16 protein-coding genes are annotated in these 18,384 nt (G+C 71.5%); 13 read left to right on the top strand and 3 right to left on the bottom strand.

The window, feature by feature from the left end; genetic code table 11:
• Positions 1-30 precede the first annotated feature (30 nt).
• On the bottom strand, positions 31-1,515 hold the full coding sequence (locus tag M5362_RS13610; RefSeq protein WP_260227758.1) for a cytosine permease: 1,485 nt from the start codon (positions 1,513-1,515) through the stop codon (positions 31-33).
• A gap of 85 nt (positions 1,516-1,600) precedes the next feature.
• Here M5362_RS13610 and ftsY point away from each other — a divergent pair, with 85 nt between their 5' ends.
• Entirely contained in the window at positions 1,601-2,827 is a 1,227-nt protein-coding gene (gene ftsY / locus M5362_RS13605) for a signal recognition particle-docking protein FtsY (protein WP_260227757.1), read from the top strand.
• Positions 2,828-2,881: 54 nt separating this feature from the next.
• Here the strand turns inward: ftsY and M5362_RS13600 are convergent, their stop codons facing one another.
• Complete coding sequence (locus M5362_RS13600; protein WP_260227756.1) at positions 2,882-3,535, bottom strand: bifunctional DNA primase/polymerase; 654 nt, start codon at positions 3,533-3,535, stop codon at positions 2,882-2,884.
• 419 nt (positions 3,536-3,954) lie between these two features.
• On the opposite strand from M5362_RS13600, the gene M5362_RS13595 reads away from it, so the two are divergent.
• The 6 genes from M5362_RS13595 to ftsH all read left to right on the top strand — a co-directional run bounded on the left by M5362_RS13595 (position 3,955) and on the right by ftsH (position 13,681).
• Positions 3,955-5,430 carry a hypothetical protein gene (locus M5362_RS13595; protein ID WP_260228047.1) on the top strand — a complete coding sequence of 492 codons (1,476 nt, stop codon included), beginning with the start codon at positions 3,955-3,957 and terminating at the stop codon, positions 5,428-5,430.
• Between the two features lie 350 nt (positions 5,431-5,780).
• Positions 5,781-7,127, top strand: coding sequence for an ammonium transporter (locus tag M5362_RS13590; protein ID WP_260227755.1), 1,347 nt, complete (start codon positions 5,781-5,783; stop codon positions 7,125-7,127).
• Entirely contained in the window at positions 7,124-7,462 is a 339-nt protein-coding gene (locus M5362_RS13585) for a P-II family nitrogen regulator (RefSeq protein ID WP_101390346.1), read from the top strand. The genes M5362_RS13590 and M5362_RS13585 overlap by 4 nt, the downstream gene beginning before the upstream one ends.
• Before the next feature lie 27 nt (positions 7,463-7,489).
• The gene (locus M5362_RS13580; protein ID WP_260227754.1) at positions 7,490-9,946 is read left to right on the top strand and encodes a [protein-PII] uridylyltransferase; all 2,457 of its coding nucleotides are present in this window, start codon (positions 7,490-7,492) and stop codon (positions 9,944-9,946) included.
• 109 nt (positions 9,947-10,055) lie between these two features.
• The gene (gene ffh / locus M5362_RS13575; RefSeq protein WP_260227753.1) at positions 10,056-11,609 is read left to right on the top strand and encodes a signal recognition particle protein; all 1,554 of its coding nucleotides are present in this window, start codon (positions 10,056-10,058) and stop codon (positions 11,607-11,609) included.
• A 146-nt stretch (positions 11,610-11,755) separates the two neighbouring features.
• Positions 11,756-13,681 carry an ATP-dependent zinc metalloprotease FtsH gene (ftsH, locus tag M5362_RS13570; RefSeq protein WP_260227752.1) on the top strand — a complete coding sequence of 642 codons (1,926 nt, stop codon included), beginning with the start codon at positions 11,756-11,758 and terminating at the stop codon, positions 13,679-13,681.
• A gap of 134 nt (positions 13,682-13,815) precedes the next feature.
• Here ftsH and M5362_RS13565 read toward each other — a convergent pair whose 3' ends face one another.
• Positions 13,816-14,577, bottom strand: a complete 762-nt coding sequence (locus M5362_RS13565) for a class I SAM-dependent methyltransferase (RefSeq protein ID WP_260227751.1) — start codon at positions 14,575-14,577, stop codon at positions 13,816-13,818.
• 381 nt (positions 14,578-14,958) lie between these two features.
• Between M5362_RS13565 and M5362_RS13560 the strand changes: the two genes are divergently transcribed.
• From M5362_RS13560 to rplS, 6 genes are all read left to right on the top strand, one after another.
• Positions 14,959-15,552, top strand: a complete 594-nt coding sequence (locus M5362_RS13560; RefSeq protein WP_260227750.1) for a hypothetical protein — start codon at positions 14,959-14,961, stop codon at positions 15,550-15,552.
• Between the two features lie 179 nt (positions 15,553-15,731).
• Positions 15,732-16,172 (top strand): 30S ribosomal protein S16, encoded by a 441-nt coding sequence (rpsP, locus tag M5362_RS13555; RefSeq protein ID WP_260227749.1) that lies wholly within the window; start codon positions 15,732-15,734, stop codon positions 16,170-16,172.
• A 2-nt stretch (positions 16,173-16,174) separates the two neighbouring features.
• Entirely contained in the window at positions 16,175-16,414 is a 240-nt protein-coding gene (locus M5362_RS13550) for an RNA-binding protein (RefSeq protein WP_005311361.1), read from the top strand.
• An 85-nt stretch (positions 16,415-16,499) separates the two neighbouring features.
• Positions 16,500-17,069, top strand: a complete 570-nt coding sequence (rimM, locus tag M5362_RS13545; RefSeq protein WP_260227748.1) for a ribosome maturation factor RimM — start codon at positions 16,500-16,502, stop codon at positions 17,067-17,069.
• Positions 17,066-17,887 carry a tRNA (guanosine(37)-N1)-methyltransferase TrmD gene (trmD, locus tag M5362_RS13540; RefSeq protein ID WP_260227747.1) on the top strand — a complete coding sequence of 274 codons (822 nt, stop codon included), beginning with the start codon at positions 17,066-17,068 and terminating at the stop codon, positions 17,885-17,887. Before rimM ends, trmD begins: the two co-directional genes overlap by 4 nt.
• 129 nt (positions 17,888-18,016) lie before the next feature.
• Positions 18,017-18,367: a 50S ribosomal protein L19 gene (rplS, locus tag M5362_RS13535; protein WP_260227746.1), complete on the top strand. Its 351-nt coding sequence runs from the start codon at positions 18,017-18,019 to the stop codon at positions 18,365-18,367.
• The last annotated feature ends 17 nt before the right edge of the window (positions 18,368-18,384 follow it).

Below are 18,384 nucleotides of genomic sequence, written 5' to 3'. Positions count from 1 at the left end.
CGGCGAAGGGGGACGTTAGCTGACGCAGCGTCAGATGGAAACGGTCTCGCGCACCTCGGCGGACTCCGCCGGAGCCCGCCCGGACGAGCGCGGCAGCACGGCGTACAGCACGCCCGCGACCACGATCGTCGCCGCCCAGCCGAGCCCGTTCTCGCCGATCCAGGACGAGGCGAGCGGACCGGAGAACCAGTCGACCCTGGTGAACAGCAGCCCCGCCACGAGCGCCACCGCCCACGCCGTCATGGCCTGCCAGGCGAAACCGCCCCGGTACCAGTACGCGCTCGTTCGGGTGGTGTCCATCAGAGCCCGGCCGTCGTACGACCGCCGGCGCAGCATGTCGACGCCGAAGACGCCGATCCAGGCCGAGAACGCCACCGCGAGCAGCGTCAGGAACGAGATGAACGAGCCGATGAAGCTGGTCGCCACCACCATGAGCAGGAAGCCGAAGACCAGGCTGATCACGGCGTTCACGCTCACCGCCGCGGCGCGCGAGACCTTGATGCCGAGCGTCTGCGCGGTGAACCCGGCCGAGTACATCGACATCGAGTTGATCAGCAGCATCCCGATCAGCGCGATCAGCAGGTACGGCACGGCGATCCAGGCCGGCAGCAGCTCACCGATGAACGACACCGGGTCCTGTGCCGAGGCGAGGCCCGGGGTGGCCACCGCCATGACCGCGCCCATCAGGACCATCGGCAGCACGACGATCCCGGCGCCCCCGACCGTCGAGCCGACCATCGCCTTCGAGGAGGCCGTACGCGGCAGATAGCGGGTGAAGTCCGGACCGGAGGGGACCCAGCTGATGCCGCCCGCCGCGATCGTGCCGATCCCCGCGACCATCATCGCCGTCGAACCGGCCGGCTTGTCGAAGACCGCGGACCACTCGGTGTTCGCGACCAGATAGACGAGCACGAGCACCGAGAAGGCGCCGAAGAGATAGGTCGACCACTTGCTGCACACCCGCAGGGCGTTGATGCCGAGCCCGGACACGAGGAAGGTGCAGGCGACGAAGAGCAGCAGGGTGACGACGATCAGCGCGGTGTTCGACCCGATGCCGAAGAGCAGATCGAGCACGGTCAGGACGGCGTAGGCGCCGGTCACCGCGTTGATGGTCTCCCAGCCCCAGCGGGCCACCCAGATCAGCGAACCGGGGAAGAGATTGCCGCGCTGACCGAAGACGGCCCGCGACAGGGCCATCCCGGGGGAGCCGCCCCGCTTCCCGGCGATCGAGATCAGCCCGACGATCCCGTACGAGAGGACCGGCGCCGCCGTCGCGACGACGAGCACCTGCCAGAAGTTCAGGCCGTTGAAGACGATCAGGCCCGCGCCCATCGTGAGCAACAGCACACTGATGTTGGCGGCGACCCAGGTCGGGAAGAGCTCGCGGACATGGCCGGTGCGCTCCGCGTCGGGGACGGGTTCGAGACCTCGCGTCTCGACCGCGCCCTCGGATTCCGCGGCTGTCGCGGCCGACGCGCCTTCGGTCTCCGGGGCGGATTCGGCGGCAGGGGGCATGGGGGTACTCCGTGCGGGGTGTGGGGGACCCGCACAGCGTACGTGCTCCTCCTCCGGTCCCGTCGTGGCCGATACTGGACGCGTTATGGAACTCATTCTTGCTGTAGTCATCGCCCTGGTCGTCGCCGTCGCCGTGACCAGCGGGCTCGTGATCAGCGGCCGCAAGAAGAAGCAGCTGCCGCCGCCCGAGGCGCCGCCCACCACGCCGACCATCACCGCTCCGCCCGCCGAGCCGCACGTCGGCGAAGAGGCGGAGACACCGCGGGAAGAACCACGCCGCGCCATCGAGGAGGTCGACCTCCCGACCGCGGAGGAGGCCGTCGAGACCCCGGCCGCCGTCGAGGACCCGGTGGTCGCCGAGGCGCCCGCGCCCGCCATCGAGGTGCCGGAGCCGACCGCGGGCCGTCTCGTACGGCTCCGTGCCCGCCTCGCCCGCTCGCAGAACTCCCTCGGCAAGGGCCTCCTCACGCTGCTGTCGCGTGACAACCTCGACGAGGACACCTGGGAGGAGATCGAGGAGACCCTGCTCACCGCCGACGTCGGCGTCGCCCCGACCCAGGAGCTGGTCGAGCGGCTGCGCGAGCGCGTCCGCGTCCTCGGCACGCGCACCCCGGAGGAGCTGCGCGGCCTGCTGCGCGAGGAGCTCATCACCCTCCTCGGCCCCGACTTCGACCGCGCCGTGAAGACCGAGAGCGCCCCGGGCACCCCGGGCGTCGTCATGGTCGTCGGCGTCAACGGCACCGGAAAGACCACGACCACGGGCAAGCTCGCCCGCGTCCTGGTCGCCGACGGCCGCTCGGTCGTCCTCGGCGCCGCCGACACCTTCCGCGCCGCCGCCGCGGACCAGCTCCAGACCTGGGGCGAGCGGGTCGGCGCGCGGACCGTCCGCGGCCCCGAGGGCGGCGACCCGGCGTCGATCGCCTTCGACGCCGTCAAGGAGGGCATCGCGGAGGGCGCCGACGTCGTCCTCATCGACACCGCCGGCCGCCTGCACACCAAGACCGGCCTCATGGACGAGCTCGGCAAGGTCAAGCGGGTCGTCGAGAAGCACGGCCCGCTCGACGAGGTCCTGCTGGTCCTCGACGCCACGACCGGCCAGAACGGGCTGGTCCAGGCGCGCGTCTTCGCCGAGGTCGTCGACATCACGGGCATCGTGCTCACCAAGCTCGACGGCACGGCCAAGGGCGGCATCGTCGTCGCCGTCCAGCGCGAGCTGGGCGTCCCGGTCAAGCTGATCGGCCTCGGCGAGGGGCCGGACGACCTGGCGCCGTTCGAGCCGGGCGCCTTCGTCGACGCCCTGATCGGGGACTGAGACCCGCGCACGACATCGGAGGGCCCCGCCGGTACCGGCGGGGCCCTCCGCGTGTCAGAAGTGAGTGCGGTGGCAGATGTACGCCAGCGTGCCCAGCAGCAGCCTCGCCTGCGGCGGCGCGCCCGCGGTGTCCAGCGTCGGGGGCCGCAGCCAGCGGACCGGGCCCAGACCCGCCAGGTCCGACGGGGGCGCCGTCACATGGGCGCCGGGACCGAGACCCCGGAGGTCCAGGTCCGCGTCGTCCCAGCCCATCCGGTACAGCAGCTGCGGCAGCTCCGCCGCCGCCCCCGGCGCCACGAAGAACCACGCCCGTCCCGTCGGCGTCGCGCCCACCGGCCCCAGCGGCAGACCCATGCGCTCCAGGCGCACCAGCGCCCGCCGCCCCGCCGCCTCGGCGACCTCGATCACGTCGAAGGACCGCCCCACGGGCAGCAGCAGCGCCGCGCCCGGGTACTCGGACCACGCCTTCGTCGCGTCGTCGAGGCCCGCCCCCGCCGGAACGGGCTCGGCGAACGAGAGCGGATGCGCCCCCGGAGCCGTACAGGACGCGTTGCCGCAGGAGCACCGGCCGGAGACGGCCCGTGCGCCGGGAACCACGTCCCAGCCCCACAGCCCGGTGTACTCGGCCACCGCAGTGCACTCAGTGGTGCGTACGCGGCGGCGCGAGCCGGTCCGCATCTCACGAATGCCGCCGATCGTGAAGCCCATGCCCCCTCCAACGGGTCGAGCGCGCCGGTGGTTACGACCCGGAGCTCCACTGTCACGCTCCGTCGCCACGGATGGTGTGCCGTCGCGGGCGAGGGTGGTGCGAACCGTTGGCGCGCGCCTCCTGGCGCAACAGTCCGCCGACCCTGGGTTCGTCGCATGTCAAGTGAATCGTGTTCAGTGGCAGGCGAGTTCATTCGAAGGGGTGGCGAATGGTGGCGTTTCTTGAATCCGCCTCCCCGGATGGGTGATCGTAGGATTACTTTCGGTGCTCGAACCTGGAATTCCTTGCGCGCGTGGGTATGCCGGAGGCAACCCGGTTTCCTGTTCGAAGGAGTGGAAGCTCCGGACGGGAGCCGTAAGACACGGCATTCTGATAGGGGTTCGCGCAACAGAGTCTCGACGTGGATGGGGGCGTTCCTGTGGGCGGCAACGGCGCAGACGGTACGACTGCCGGCAAGCGCCCGAACGAGCAGCTGGGCTCGTGGTTCGTGCGGAGCGGCTGGTCGAAGGGCGAACTGGCGCGCCAGGTCAACCGCAGAGCGCGCCAGATGGGCGCGCACCACATCTCCACGGACACCTCGCGCGTCCGCCGCTGGCTGGACGGCGAGCAGCCGCGCGAGCCCATCCCGCGGATCCTGTCCGAGCTGTTCTCCGAGCGCTTCGGCTCGGTCGTGGCCGTCGAGGACCTCGGGCTGCGCACGGCCCACCAGGCGCCCTCCGTCTCCGGCGTCGACCTGCCCTGGGCCGGCCCCCAGACCGTCTCCCTGCTCAGCGAGTTCTCCCGCAGCGACCTCATGCTCGCCCGACGCGGCTTCCTCGGCACCTCCCTCGCGCTCGCCGCGGGACCCTCCCTCATCGAGCCCATGCAGCGCTGGCTCGTCCCCACTCCGGCCGGCGAGCCCGCCCCGCCCGCGCCCGTCACCGACGGCCACCGCCCGGTCAAGCTCTCCGCGATCGAACTCGACCTCCTGGAATCCACCACGGCGATGTTCCGCCAGTGGGACGCCCAGTGCGGCGGCGGACTGCGCCGCAAGGCCGTCGTCGGCCAGCTCCACGAGGTCACCGACCTCCTCCAGGAGCCCCAGCCCGCCGCCACCGCCCAGCGCCTGTTCACCTGCGCCGCCGAACTGGCCGAGCTCGCCGGCTGGATGAGCTACGACGTGGGCCTCCAGCCCACCGCCCAGAAGTACTTCGTCCTCGCCCTGCACGCCGCGAAGGAGGCCGGGGACAAGCCGCTGGGCTCGTACATCCTCTCCTCCATGAGCCGCCAGATGATCCACCTCGGCCGGCCCGACGACGCGCTCGAACTCATCCACCTCGCCCAGTACGGCAGCCGGGACTGCGCCACCGCGCGCACCCAGGCCATGCTGTATGCGATGGAGGCCCGCGCCTACGCCAACATGGGCCACCCCTCCAAGTGCAAGCGGGCCGTACGGATGGCCGAGGACACCTTCGCCGACGTCGGCCTCGACGGCGAGCCCGAGCCCGACTGGATCCGCTTCTTCTCCGAGGCCGAGCTCAACGGCGAGAACTCCCACTCCTACCGGGACCTCGCCTATGTCGCCGGACGCTCCCCGACGTACGCCTCGCTCGCCGAGCCCGTCATGGAGCGCGCCGTCTCCCTCTTCGAGAAGGACCCCGAGCACCAGCGTTCGTACGCACTCAACCTCATCGGCATGGCCACCGTGCACCTCCTCAAGCGCGAGCCCGAGCAGTCCGCCTCACTGGTCGAGAAGGCGCTCGGCGTCGCCAAGAGCGTCCGCTCCGAGCGGGTCAACACCCGGCTCCGCAAGACTGTCGACACCGCCGCCCGCGACTTCCGCGACGTCGCCGAGGTCGTCCAGCTCACCGACCGGCTCACCGCCCTGCTGCCCGAGACCGCCGAGGCGGTCTGAGCACCCGGCCCCTTCACACTCCGGCCGCGACCGCGTTCCCGTACTGACCGACTCGGCTCCCCCGCCGCCAGGACAACCGGGACACCTGTCGCGGCCGGTCCGCGTCCGACGGGCGCCCCCCGGGACCTCCCCCACCACTGCGCGCAGGGTACGCGCGTTACCTGCCCGTGACCTTCCCGTTCACGGCGGCGTAACACGCCCCACCCCTTCGTCACTGCGGCGAAACATCGTGCGGCATCGACGGAAACCGCGCTGCGCGAATCTCTGGCTCATAACCGGCCACCCCTCACGGCCAAGCCGCATACCGGCCCCGCCCCCGCACAGGCCGTACCGACGACGAGGAGACGCCGATGGCACCAGCCATCACGACCCTGGCCGCAGACGCCCCCGAGCTGTCTGCCGCCAACACCGGGTTCATGCTCATCTGCTCCGCCCTGGTCATGCTGATGACCCCGGCACTCGCCTTCTTCTACGGAGGCATGGTCCGCGTCAAGTCCACCCTGAACATGCTGATGATGAGCTTCATCAGCCTCGGGATCGTCACGATCCTCTGGGTGCTCTACGGCTTCAGCATGGCCTTCGGCACCGACTCCGGATCGCTCATCGGCTGGTCCTCCGAGTACGTCGGCCTCAGCGGCATCGGCGTCACCGAACTCTGGGACGGCTACACCATCCCGGTGTACGTCTTCGCCGTCTTCCAGCTGATGTTCGCCATCCTCACCCCGGCCCTGATCAGCGGCGCCCTCGCCGACCGCGTGAAGTTCACCGCCTGGGCCCTCTTCATCGCCCTGTGGGTCACCGTCGTCTACTTCCCCGTCGCCCACTGGGTCTGGGGCGCGGGCGGCTGGCTCTTCGAGATGGGCGTCATCGACTTCGCCGGCGGTACGGCGGTCCACATCAACGCCGGTGCCGCGGCCCTCGGCGTGATCCTCGTCATCGGCAAGCGCGTCGGCTTCAAGAAGGACCCGATGCGCCCCCACAGCCTCCCGCTGGTCATGCTCGGCGCCGGTCTCCTCTGGTTCGGCTGGTTCGGCTTCAACGCCGGCTCCTGGCTCGGCAACGACGACGGCGTCGGCGCCGTCATGTTCGTCAACACCCAGGTCGCCACCGCCGCCGCCATGCTCGCCTGGCTGCTCTACGAGAAGATCCGCCACGGCTCCTTCACCACCCTCGGCGCCGCCTCCGGCGCGGTCGCGGGCCTCGTCGCCATCACCCCCTCCGGCGGCTCCTGCTCCCCGCTCGGCGCGATCGCCATCGGCGCCATCGCCGGTCTGCTCTGCGCCATGGCCGTCGGCCTGAAGTACAAGTTCGGCTACGACGACTCCCTCGACGTCATCGGCGTCCACCTCGTCGGCGGTGTCATCGGCTCCCTGCTCGTCGGCTTCTTCGCCACCGGCGGCGTCCAGTCCGACGCCAAGGGCCTCTTCTACGGCGGCGGCCTGGAGCAGCTCGGCAAGCAGGCCATCGGCGTCTTCGCGGTTCTCGCCTACTCTCTGATCGCCTCCGCGATCCTCGCGCTGATCATCGACAAGACGATGGGCATGCGGGTCAGCGAGGACGACGAGGTCTCCGGCATCGACCAGGTCGAGCACGCCGAGACCGCGTACGACTTCAGCGGAGCCGGCGGCGGCGCCTCCTCGCGCTCCACCGCCGCGCCCGCCCCGGCAGCTACGGAGACCAAGAAGGTGGACGCATGAAGCTCATCACCGCAGTCGTGAAGCCGCACCGGCTGGACGAGATCAAGGAGGCCCTCCAGGCCTTCGGAGTCCAGGGCCTCACGGTCACCGAGGCCAGCGGATACGGCCGCCAGCGCGGCCACACCGAGGTCTACCGCGGTGCCGAGTACACCGTCGACCTCGTCCCCAAGATCCGCATCGAGGTCCTCGTCGAGGACGACGACGCCGAACAGCTCATCGATGTCGTGGTCAAGGCCGCCCGGACAGGCAAGATCGGTGACGGCAAGGTGTGGAGCGTTCCGGTCGAGACCGCCGTACGGGTCCGCACCGGCGAACGCGGCCCGGACGCACTGTAAGCACGGAGCACGTTAAGGAGCTGCTGGGTGACGAGCGTCGACACGAGTGCACGAGCGGAAGACTCGGGACCCAGCGGCTACGCGGCGGCCCGGCTGCGCCTTCTCACCGAGAAGGAGCAGTCCGGGCCGCCGCGCCGTGCCGCCCTGGCCCGGCTCACCGACGACTGGCTGACCGGACTGTTCACCGCCGCGACGCCGCCACGAGGGGTGGCGCTCGTCGCCGTCGGCGGATACGGACGCGGCGAACTCTCCCCCCGCAGCGACCTCGACCTGCTGCTGCTGCACGACGGCACCGCCGACGCCTCCACCGTCGCCACCCTCGCCGACCGGATCTGGTACCCGGTCTGGGACCTGGGCCTCGCCCTGGACCACTCCGTACGCACCCCCGCCGAGGCCCGCAAGACCGCCGGTGACGACCTCAAGGTCCAGCTCGGCCTCCTCGACGCCCGGCCCGTCGCCGGCGACCTCGGACTCGTCTCCGCACTGCGCAGCGCCGTCCTCGCCGACTGGCGCAACCAGGCGCCCAAGCGGCTCCCGGAGCTGGACGCGCTCTGCCGCGAGCGCGCCGAGCGGATGGGGGAGCTGCAGTTCCTCCTCGAACCCGACCTGAAGGAGGCCAGGGGAGGGCTCCGCGACGCCCAGGTACTGCGCGCCGTCGCCGCCTCCTGGCTCGCCGACGCCCCCCGGGAAGGCCTCGACGACGCCCGCCGCCGCCTCCTCGACGCCCGCGACGCCCTGCACCTCGCCACCGGACGCGCCACCGACCGGCTCGCCCTCCAGGAACAGGACGCCGTCGCCGACGAGCTGGGCCTCCTCGACGCCGACACCCTGCTCCGCGAGGTCTACGAAGCGGCCCGGATCATCTCGTACGCCACCGACGTCACCTGGCGCGAGGTCAACCGCGTCCTGAAGGCCCGCGCCGGCCGCCCCCGCCTCCGCGGCCTCTTCGGCGGCCGCCCGGGCGGCGCGAGGCCCCCCGTCGAACGCACCCCGCTCGCCGAAGGCGTCGTCGAGATGGACGGTGAGGTCGTCCTCGCCCTCAGCGCCAAACCCGAACGCGACCCCGTGCTGCCGCTGCGCGCCGCCGCCGCGGCCGCCCAGTCCGGGCTCCCGCTCTCCCTGCACGCCGTACGCCGCCTCGCGGCCGCCGCCAGACCGCTGCCGGTGCCGTGGCCCGCCGAGGCGCGCGAGGAGCTCGTCACCCTGCTCGGCGCGGGGGAGTCCACCGTGCCCGTCTGGGAGGCCCTGGAGGCCGAAGGCCTCGTCACCCGGCTCCTGCCCGACTGGGAGCGCGTCCGCTGCCGGCCGCAGCGCAACCCCGTCCACACCTGGACCGTCGACCGCCACCTCGTCGAGACCGCCGTCCGCGCCGCCTCGCTGACCCGCCGCGTCGGCCGGCCCGACCTCCTGCTCGTCGCCGCGCTCCTCCACGACATCGGCAAGGGCTGGCCCGGCGACCACTCCGTGGCCGGCGAGACCATCGCCCGCGACGTCGCCACCCGCATCGGCTTCGACCGCGCCGACGTGGCCGTCATCGCCACCGTCGTCCGCCACCACCTGCTGCTCGTCGAGACCGCGACCCGGCGCGACCTGGACGACCCCGCGACCGTCGAGGCCGTCGCCACGGCCGTCGGCACCGTCGGCGCCCTGGAACTCCTGCACGCCCTCACCGAAGCCGACGCGCTCGCCACCGGCCCCGCCGCCTGGTCCACCTGGCGCGCCTCCCTCGTCGCCGACCTCGTCAAACGGGCCGGAGCCGTCCTCGCCGGGGAGCCCGTGGCAGAACCCGAGCCGACCGCCCCCAGCGCGGAACAGGAACGCCTCGCCATCGAGGCGCTGCGGACAGGAGAGCCCGTCCTCACCCTGCACACGCAGCCGGAAGCCGCCCCCGAGGACGGTGAACCGGAACCCGTCGGTGTCGAACTTCTCATCGCCCTGCCCGACCAGCCCGGCGTCCTGCCCGCCGCCGCCGGCGTCCTCGCCCTGCACCGCCTGACCGTACGGGCCGCGGACCTGCGCGCCGTCGAGCTCCCCACCGCCCTCGGCGACGGCGCCGCGGCCGTCCTCGTCCTGAACTGGCGCGTCGCCGCCGAATACGGCTCCCTGCCCCAGGCCGCCCGGCTCCGCGCCGACCTCGTACGCGCCCTGGACGGCAGCCTCGACATCCCCGCCCGCCTCGCCGAACGCGACGCCGCCTACCCGCGGCGACGCGGCATCACCGCCCCGCCACCCCGCGTCACCGTCGCCGCCGCCGACTCCCGTCTCGCCACCGTCATCGAGGTCCGCGCCCAGGACGCCCCCGGCCTGCTGCACCGCATCGGCCGGGCGCTGGAGGGCGCCGACGTCCGGGTCAGGAGCGCCCATGTCTCGACCCTGGGCGCGAACGCGGTGGACACGCTGTACGTGACCCGGCCCGACGGCTCCCTCCTCCCCGACGAGGAGGCCGCCGACCTGGCGAAGGCCCTGGAGGGAGCGCTCCGGTGACGTACGCGCCCCGCCCGTTTCGACGGGCGGGGGCACGTACTTCGACGAGGCAGATACCCTTGAGGGCAATCCGTCCGCCTGCCCCCGACACCGAGGATCCGCGACCGCCGTGTTCGATACCCTCTCCGACCGCCTTGCAGCGACATTCAAGAACCTCCGGGGCAAGGGCCGCCTGTCCGAGGCGGACATCGACGCCACCGCGCGCGAGATCCGTATCGCCCTCCTCGAGGCGGACGTCGCCCTGCCCGTCGTCCGGGCGTTCATCAAGCAGGTCAAGGAGCGGGCCGCCGGCGCCGAGGTCTCCCAGGCGCTGAACCCCGCCCAGCAGGTCATCAAGATCGTCAACGAGGAGCTCATCGGCATCCTCGGCGGCGAGACCCGGCGCCTGCGGTTCGCCAAGACCGCGCCCACCGTGATCATGCTCGCCGGTCTCCAGGGTGCCGGTAAGACCACCCTCGCCGGAAAGCTCGGTCTCTGGCTCAAGGGCCAGGGCCACTCCCCGCTGCTCGTCGCCTGCGACCTCCAGCGCCCCAACGCCGTCACCCAGCTCGGCGTGGTCGCCGAGCGCGCGGGCGTGGCGTTCTACGGCCCGCAGCCGGGCAACGGCGTCGGTGACCCGGTCCAGGTCGCGAAGGACTCGATCGAGTACGCGCGGACCAAGATGTACGACGTCGTCATCGTCGACACCGCCGGCCGCCTCGGCATCGACCAGGAGCTGATGCAGCAGGCCGCGGACATCCGCGACGCCGTCAGCCCCGACGAGGTCCTCTTCGTCGTCGACGCCATGATCGGTCAGGACGCGGTCAACACCGCCGAGGCCTTCCGCGACGGCGTCGGCTTCGACGGCGTCGTGCTCTCCAAGCTCGACGGCGACGCCCGAGGCGGTGCCGCGCTCTCCATCGCGCACGTCACCGGCCGCCAGATCATGTTCGCCTCCAACGGCGAGAAGCTGGACGAGTTCGACGCGTTCCACCCGGACCGCATGGCGTCCCGCATCCTCGGCATGGGCGACATGCTCTCCCTGATCGAGAAGGCCGAGCAGACCTTCAGCCAGGAAGAGGCCGCCAAGATGGCCTCCAAGCTGGCGTCCAAGAAGGGCCAGGAGTTCACGCTCGACGACTTCCTCGCCCAGATGGAACAGGTCCGCAAGATGGGCTCCATCTCCAAGCTGCTCGGCATGCTGCCGGGCATGGCGCAGATGAAGGAGCAGATCAACAACATCGACGAGCGGGACGTCGACCGCACGGCCGCGATCATCAAGTCGATGACCCCGGGCGAGCGCCACGACCCGACGATCATCAACGGCTCGCGCCGCGCCCGTATCGCCAAGGGTTCCGGCGTCGAGGTCAGCGCGGTCAAGGGGCTCGTCGAGCGGTTCTTCGAGGCCCGCAAGATGATGTCCCGCATGGCCCAGGGCGGCGGCATGCCGGGCATGCCAGGGATGCCGGGCATGGGCGGCGGCCCGGGCCGGCAGAAGAAGCAGATCAAGCAGGCCAAGGGCAAGCGCAAGAGCGGTAACCCGATGAAGCGCAAGGCCGAGGAGGAGGCCGCCGCGGCCCGCCGCGAGCAGGCCACGCAGGGCGGCGCGTTCGGCCTCCCGGCGGCCGGCCAGGGCCAGGGCGACTTCGAGCTGCCGGACGAGTTCAAGAAGTTCATGGGCTGACACCCGCACGTCGTACGTGAAGGGGCCCGGGGCGGTGCGAAACCGCCCCGGGCCCCTTTTCACTCCTTCACCCTGCCTGACATGCCGGAACTGCCCGTGCTTTCGATACTGAGGGCCCGGCCCGACGTCGGTGTGAGGAGAGCAGCGTGCCCAACTCCGTACCCCCGCGCGACCGGACCGACCAGCCCTGGCGCTCGGAAGGGGCACCGCCACCCCAGCCACCGAAGAGGAAGATGCCCGGCGGCTGGGGAGGCCTCATCCTCGCCGCCCTGGTCGTCTTTCTCCTCGCCAACCTCGTGCTGTCGTTCTTCAACCGGGGCGACGAGCCGACGATCTCGTACACCGAGTTCAGCAAACAGGTGACCGCGGGCAACGTCACCAAGATCTACTCCAAGGGCGACGCCATCCAGGGCGAGCTGAAGAACAAACAGCCCCTGCCCAACGGCGACAAGGGCGACTACACCAAGTTCGTCACCCAGCGGCCCGCGTTCGCCGACGACAACCTCTGGGACGAACTGACCTCGAAGGGCGTCACGGTCACCGCCGAACCCGTCGTCCAGGAGCGCAGCTTCCTCGCCAACCTGCTGATCTCCCTGGCGCCGATGCTGCTGCTCGTCGCGCTGTGGATCTTCATCTCCCGCCGGATGAGCTCCGGGATGGGCGGCGCGGGCGGCATGCTCGGCCGCAAGGCCCCGCCCAAACCCGTCGAGCTCGAACCCGGCACCCGGCGCACCACCTTCCAGGACGTCGCCGGCATCGACGAGGTCGAGGGCGAACTCAACGACGTCGTCGACTTCCTGAAGAACCCGACCGCCTACCGCGAGATGGGCGCCAGGATGCCGCGCGGCGTCCTGCTCGCCGGACCGCCCGGCACCGGCAAGACCCTCCTCGCGCGGGCGGTCGCCGGCGAGGCGGGGGTGCCGTTCTTCTCCGCCTCGGCCTCCGAGTTCATCGAGATGATCGTCGGCGTCGGCGCCTCACGCGTACGGGAACTCTTCGCCGAGGCCCGCAAGGTGGCCCCCGCGATCATCTTCATCGACGAGATCGACACCATCGGCCGGGCCCGCGGCGGCGGCTCGGGCATGGGCGGCCACGACGAGCGCGAGCAGACGCTCAACCAGATCCTGACCGAGATGGACGGCTTCACCGGTTCCGAGGGCGTCATCGTCCTCGCCGCCACCAACCGGGCCGACGTCCTCGACCCCGCGCTGACCCGCCCCGGCCGCTTCGACCGGATCGTGCACGTGAACCCGCCCGACCGAGGCGGCCGCGAGGCCATCCTCAGGATCCACACCCGGGACATCCCCCTCGCCCAGGACGTCGACCTGGTCCAGGTCGCCCGCACCACCCCCGGAATGACCGGCGCCGAGCTGGCCAACCTCGCCAACGAGGCCGCCCTCCTCGCCGTCAAGCGACAACAGAAGGCCGTCACCCGGTCCGACCTCTCCGACGCCCTGGAGAAGGTCCAGCTCGGCGCGGAGCGACCCCTGGTCATGCCCGAGGAGGAGCGCCGCCGCACGGCCTACCACGAGAGCGGCCACGCCCTCCTCGGCATGCTCCAGCCGGGCGCCGACCCGGTCCGCAAGATCACGATCGTGCCCCGCGGCCGGGCCCTCGGCGTCACGCTCTCCACCCCGGACGCCGACAAGTACGCGTACACCGAGGAGTACCTGCGCGGCCGGATCATCGGCGCGCTCGGTGGGATGGCCGCCGAACAGGTCGTCTTCGGCGTCGTCACCACGGGCTCCGAGAGCGACCTGGAGCAGGTCACCACCATCGCCCGCGGCATGGCCGGCCGCTGGGGCATGAGCGAACGCGTCGGCCGCCTCACCGCCATCCCCGGCGACGCCCAGCAGGCGTACGGCCTCTCGGCGGCCCCCGCGACCCTCGACACGGTCGCCGAGGAGATGCGCCGGATCGTCGACGAGTGCTACGAGAGCGCGGTCCGCCAGCTCCGCGAGAACCGCGACAAGCTGGACGCCCTGGCCACCGCCCTCCTCGCCGACGAGACCCTGGAGGAGGACGCGGCCTACCGCGCCGCCGGCATCACCCGCCTCGCGAAGGAGACATGACGCCACGCGCGCGGGATCCGGGGACCCGTGCCGGAGCCCTCGGGCCCGGCTCTCGGTCCCGGGCTTGGGGGTTCGGCTCACCGGTCCCGGGCCCGGGGGTCCGGCTCGCCCCCCGGGCCCCGGACCGGTGGCTGCTACGGCACGCGGGCGACCAGGTAGCGGAAGACGTTCGGCATCCAGACCGTGCCGTCATGGCGGACGTACGGCTGCAGCGCCTCCGTGATCTCCTTCTCCACCTGGTCCGGGTCCGTCGCGCGGATCGCCGCGTCGAAGTCGCCCGTCGAGACGAGCCCCCGTACCGCGCTGTCCGGATCCGCGTACCCGAACGGGCAGGACACCCGCCCCGAGCCGTCCGGCTTCAGACCGGCCCTGGCCACCACGTCCTCCAGGTCGTCACGGAAGGCCGGCCGCCATCCCGCCAGCCGCGCCGCGACCTTCAGCACCGACGCCGTCGCGCACCGCTCGGGCGGCCCCCAGCCCGCCAGGACGACCGCCGCGCCCGGTTGCGCCAGACGGGTGACAGCCGCCAGGTCCCGGCCGAGTCCCGTCGACGCGTGGAAGGCCGTGATCACGTCGTACGGAGGGCGGTGCGCGACCCCCGCGCCCGCCGTCACATCCTCCGGGCCGCCCTCGACGACCACGTGCCCCGCACCCTCCGGCACACGCTCCCGGGCCAGCTCCACGCGCGCGTGGTCCCGGTCCACGCCGGTGACCCGCGCGCCCCGCGAAGCCGCCATCAGGAGCGCGAGGCCGGACCCGCAGCCGAGCCCGAGGACCCGGGAACCCGGGCCCACCTCAAGACGGTCGTACACCGCCTCGTAGAGCGGAACGAGCATGCGCTCCTGGATCTCGGCCCAGTCGCGCGCGGGGTGGTGCGGGACGAGCGTAGGTGTCATGGAAAGCGCCCCAATCAGTGCCTGGTCGACAGCCCCCGTGGAACAGGTGCCCGCATCCCCCCGTATGTCAGGGAACTGCCGATCCGTGCCCGCGTCCAGTGCTCGCACCGGACCACTTCCCCTCCGGGGAGGGCCCGATGCGCCGACGGGACCCGGCAGCCGGTACTGTCCCTGCATCGACCCCCGGGGCGCGTACACCACCTCTACGCGCCGGGGCGTATGCGCCGCTACGCACCACCTTGCCGCGAGCTGTGCGACTTCTCCCCAGATCGGCGCACTGACCCTCGTCCGGACACATCAACGGCAACTGACGGGTACGTGCAAAATATTTGGGATGCCCCGGAATGGAACCCGGGGGCGCGTCGGCTCGTTGTACGCGACGTGAGCACGACACCACCTGTTCTCGCCGCAGAGCTGGCACAGGCGTGGGCCGACATTCAGCGGCACCACCCCGAACTGCCGGATCTTGCCGCGCCCGAGTCCCTGATCGGAGAGTCGTCGTCCGCCTGTGGCGCCGAACTCTCCTTCGAACGACTGCTCCACGAGGCAGTCCACGGCATCGCCGCCGCCCGAGGTGTCCGCGACACCTCACGCGCCGGCCGCTACCACAACCGCAGATTCCTGGCGATCGCCGAGGAGATGGGCCTGGACCACCCCGAGGAGCCGCACGCCAGCAGCGGCTTCTCCCTGGTCACGCTCAACCCCGAGGCGAAGCGCCGGTACAGGCCCACGATCGAGCGACTCCAGCGCGCCCTGAAGGCCCATACCGTCGCGACGGCCGCGGACACCAAGCGCTCCTTCCGCGGCCCCGCCGCCCGCCACGGCTCCTCCGGCGGCGGCGTGCGCGTGAAGGCCGTCTGCGACTGCGGCCGCAACGTCCGCGTCGTCCCGTCGGTGCTCGCCCAGGCCCCCATCGTCTGCGGCGGCTGCGGCAAGCCCTTCCGCATCCCGGAATCGGTGGGAGCGGCCGGCTGACCCCGGACCCTGCCGGGTCCGGGGCGCCACGGGCGTGTGGCACAATGGCTAGCTGTACTCGACAGTCGCACAGGACCCCTCTCTCCTCCGGCTGACGCGTCCATCGGGCACCCGAGTACCGCAACCCCACGTGGCATCTCATGTGCCCAACCACGTCAAGACCAGGAGACACCACTCCAGTGGCAGTCAAGATCAAGCTCAAGCGCCTCGGCAAGATTCGCCAGCCGCACTACCGCATCGTCGTCGCCGACTCCCGCACCCGCCGGGACGGTCGTGCGATCGAGGAGATCGGTCTGTACCACCCGACGTACAACCCGTCGAAGATCGAGGTCGACTCGGACCGCGCTCAGTACTGGCTGTCCGTCGGCGCCCAGCCGACCGAGCCCGTCCTCGCCATCCTGAAGCTCACCGGCGACTGGCAGAAGCACAAGGGCCTGCCGGCCCCCGCGCCGCTGCTGCAGCCGGCGACGAAGGAGGACAAGCGCGCCTCCTTCGACGCGTTCGCCAAGACCCTCGAGGGTGACGACGCCAAGGGTGAGGCCATCACCCCGAAGGCGAAGAAGGCCGACAAGAAGGCGGACGAGGCCGAGGCCGCGTCCACCGAGTCGACCGAGGCCTGAGCATGCTCGAGGAGGCTCTCGAGCACCTCGTGAAGGGCATCGTCGACAACCCTGACGATGTGCAGGTCGCCTCGCGCAACCTGCGCCGTGGCCGCGTGCTTGAGGTCCGGGTCCACCCCGACGACCTCGGCAAGGTGATCGGCCGCAACGGCCGCACCGCGCGTGCGCTGCGTACCGTCGTGGGCGCCATCGGCGGCCGTGGCATCCGCGTCGACCTCGTCGACGTGGACCAGGTCCGCTGAGCAAGTTGGACACACCGGCACGGGCCGGGGAGGGCCTTCGGGTCCGCCCCGGCCCGTCGTCGTCGGATCAGGAGAGAATGAAGACGTGCAGCTGGTAGTCGCGCGGGTCGGCCGCGCCCACGGCATCAAGGGCGAGGTCACCGTCGAGGTACGGACGGACGAGCCCGAACTGAGGCTCAGCCCCGGAGCGGTCCTGCTGACCGATCCGGCCTCCACAGGCCCCCTGACCATCGAGACCGGCCGTGTGCACAGCGGTCGCCTGCTGCTCCGCTTCGAGGGCGTACGCGACCGCAACGGGGCCGAGGCCCTGCGCAACACCCTCCTCATCGCCGACGTCGACCCCGACGAGATGCCGGCGGAGGAGGACGAGTACTACGACCACCAGCTCATGGACCTGGACGTCGTACTCGCCGACGGCACCGAGATCGGCCGGATCACCGAGATCTCGCACCTGCCGTCCCAGGACCTCTTCATCGTCGAGCGCCCCGACGGCACCGAGCTGATGATCCCGTTCGTCGAGGAGATCGTCACCGAGATCGACCTGGAGGAGCAGCGCGCCGTCATCACCCCGCCGCCCGGGCTGATCGACGACCGCGCCGAGATCGCCTCCTCGCGGGACGCGGCCGGGGACGAGGACGAGGGCTCAGACGCATGAGGCTCGACGTCGTCACGATCTTCCCCGAGTACCTGGAGCCGCTGAACGTCTCCCTGGTCGGCAAGGCACGCGCGCGTGGACAGCTCGACGTCCACGTCCACGACCTGCGGGAGTGGACCTACGACCGGCACAACACGGTCGACGACACCCCCTACGGCGGCGGCCCCGGCATGGTCATGAAGACCGAGCCCTGGGGCGACGCCCTCGACCAGACCCTCGCCGACGGCTTCGAGGCCGGCGCGCACGGACCCGCGCTGGTCGTCCCCACGCCCAGCGGGCGCCCCTTCACCCAGGAGCTCGCCGTCGAGCTCTCCGAGCGACCCTGGCTGATCTTCACGCCGGCCCGCTACGAAGGCATCGACCGGCGCGTCATGGACGAGTACGCGACCCGGATGCCGGTCTACGAGGTCTCCATCGGCGACTACGTCCTGGCCGGCGGCGAGGCCGCCGTCCTGGTCGTCACCGAGGCCGTGGCGCGACTGCTGCCGGGCGTCCTCGGCAACGCCGAGTCCCACCGCGACGACTCCTTCGCGCCCGGGGCCATGGAGAACCTCCTCGAAGGGCCCGTCTACACCAAGCCCCCCGAGTGGCGGGGCCGCGCCATCCCCGACGTACTCCTCAGCGGGCACCACGGGAAGATCGCACGCTGGCGCCGCGACGAGGCCTTCCGGCGTACGGCGGCGAACCGGCCGGACCTGATCGAGCGCTGCGACCCCTCCGCCTTCGACAAGAAGGACCGCGAGACCCTCTCCATCCTCGGCTGGGCCCCCGAGCCCGGCGGCCGATTTTGGCGCAGGCCGGACGCCGTGGAAGAATAGGCCGCTGCTGTGTGTCCGACGAGCGCCCCTGCCACAGGGGGACGACGCCCGCCCGGTGCCACGGCGCTTCATCCTCTGCTTCGAACGTTCCGCTGATGACCTGTGGCATCAGCGAGGAAAGAGACCACCATGGCCTCCCTGCTCGACTCGGTCAACGCGGCTTCGCTCCGCTCCGACCTCCCCACCTTCCGCCCCGGTGACACCGTGAACGTCCACGTGCGCGTCATCGAAGGCAATCGCTCGCGTATCCAGCAGTTCAAGGGTGTCGTCATCCGCCGCCAGGGCTCGGGCGTCAGCGAGACCTTCACGGTCCGCAAGGTCTCGTTCTCCGTCGGTGTCGAGCGCACCTTCCCGGTCAACAGCCCGATCTTCGAGAAGATCGAGCTCGTCAGCCGCGGTGACGTCCGTCGCGCCAAGCTCTACTACCTGCGTGAGCTGCGCGGCAAGGCTGCCAAGATCAAGGAGAAGCGCGACAGGTGAGCTCCGGCTCACCGATC

The organism is Streptomyces sp. Je 1-79 (assembly GCF_025195125.1).
In the GTDB taxonomy this organism is placed as follows: Bacteria; Actinomycetota; Actinomycetes; order Streptomycetales; family Streptomycetaceae; genus Streptomyces.
The sequence above is the reverse complement of the archived record's forward strand: the minus strand, read 5'-3'. Positions and strand labels throughout refer to the sequence as shown.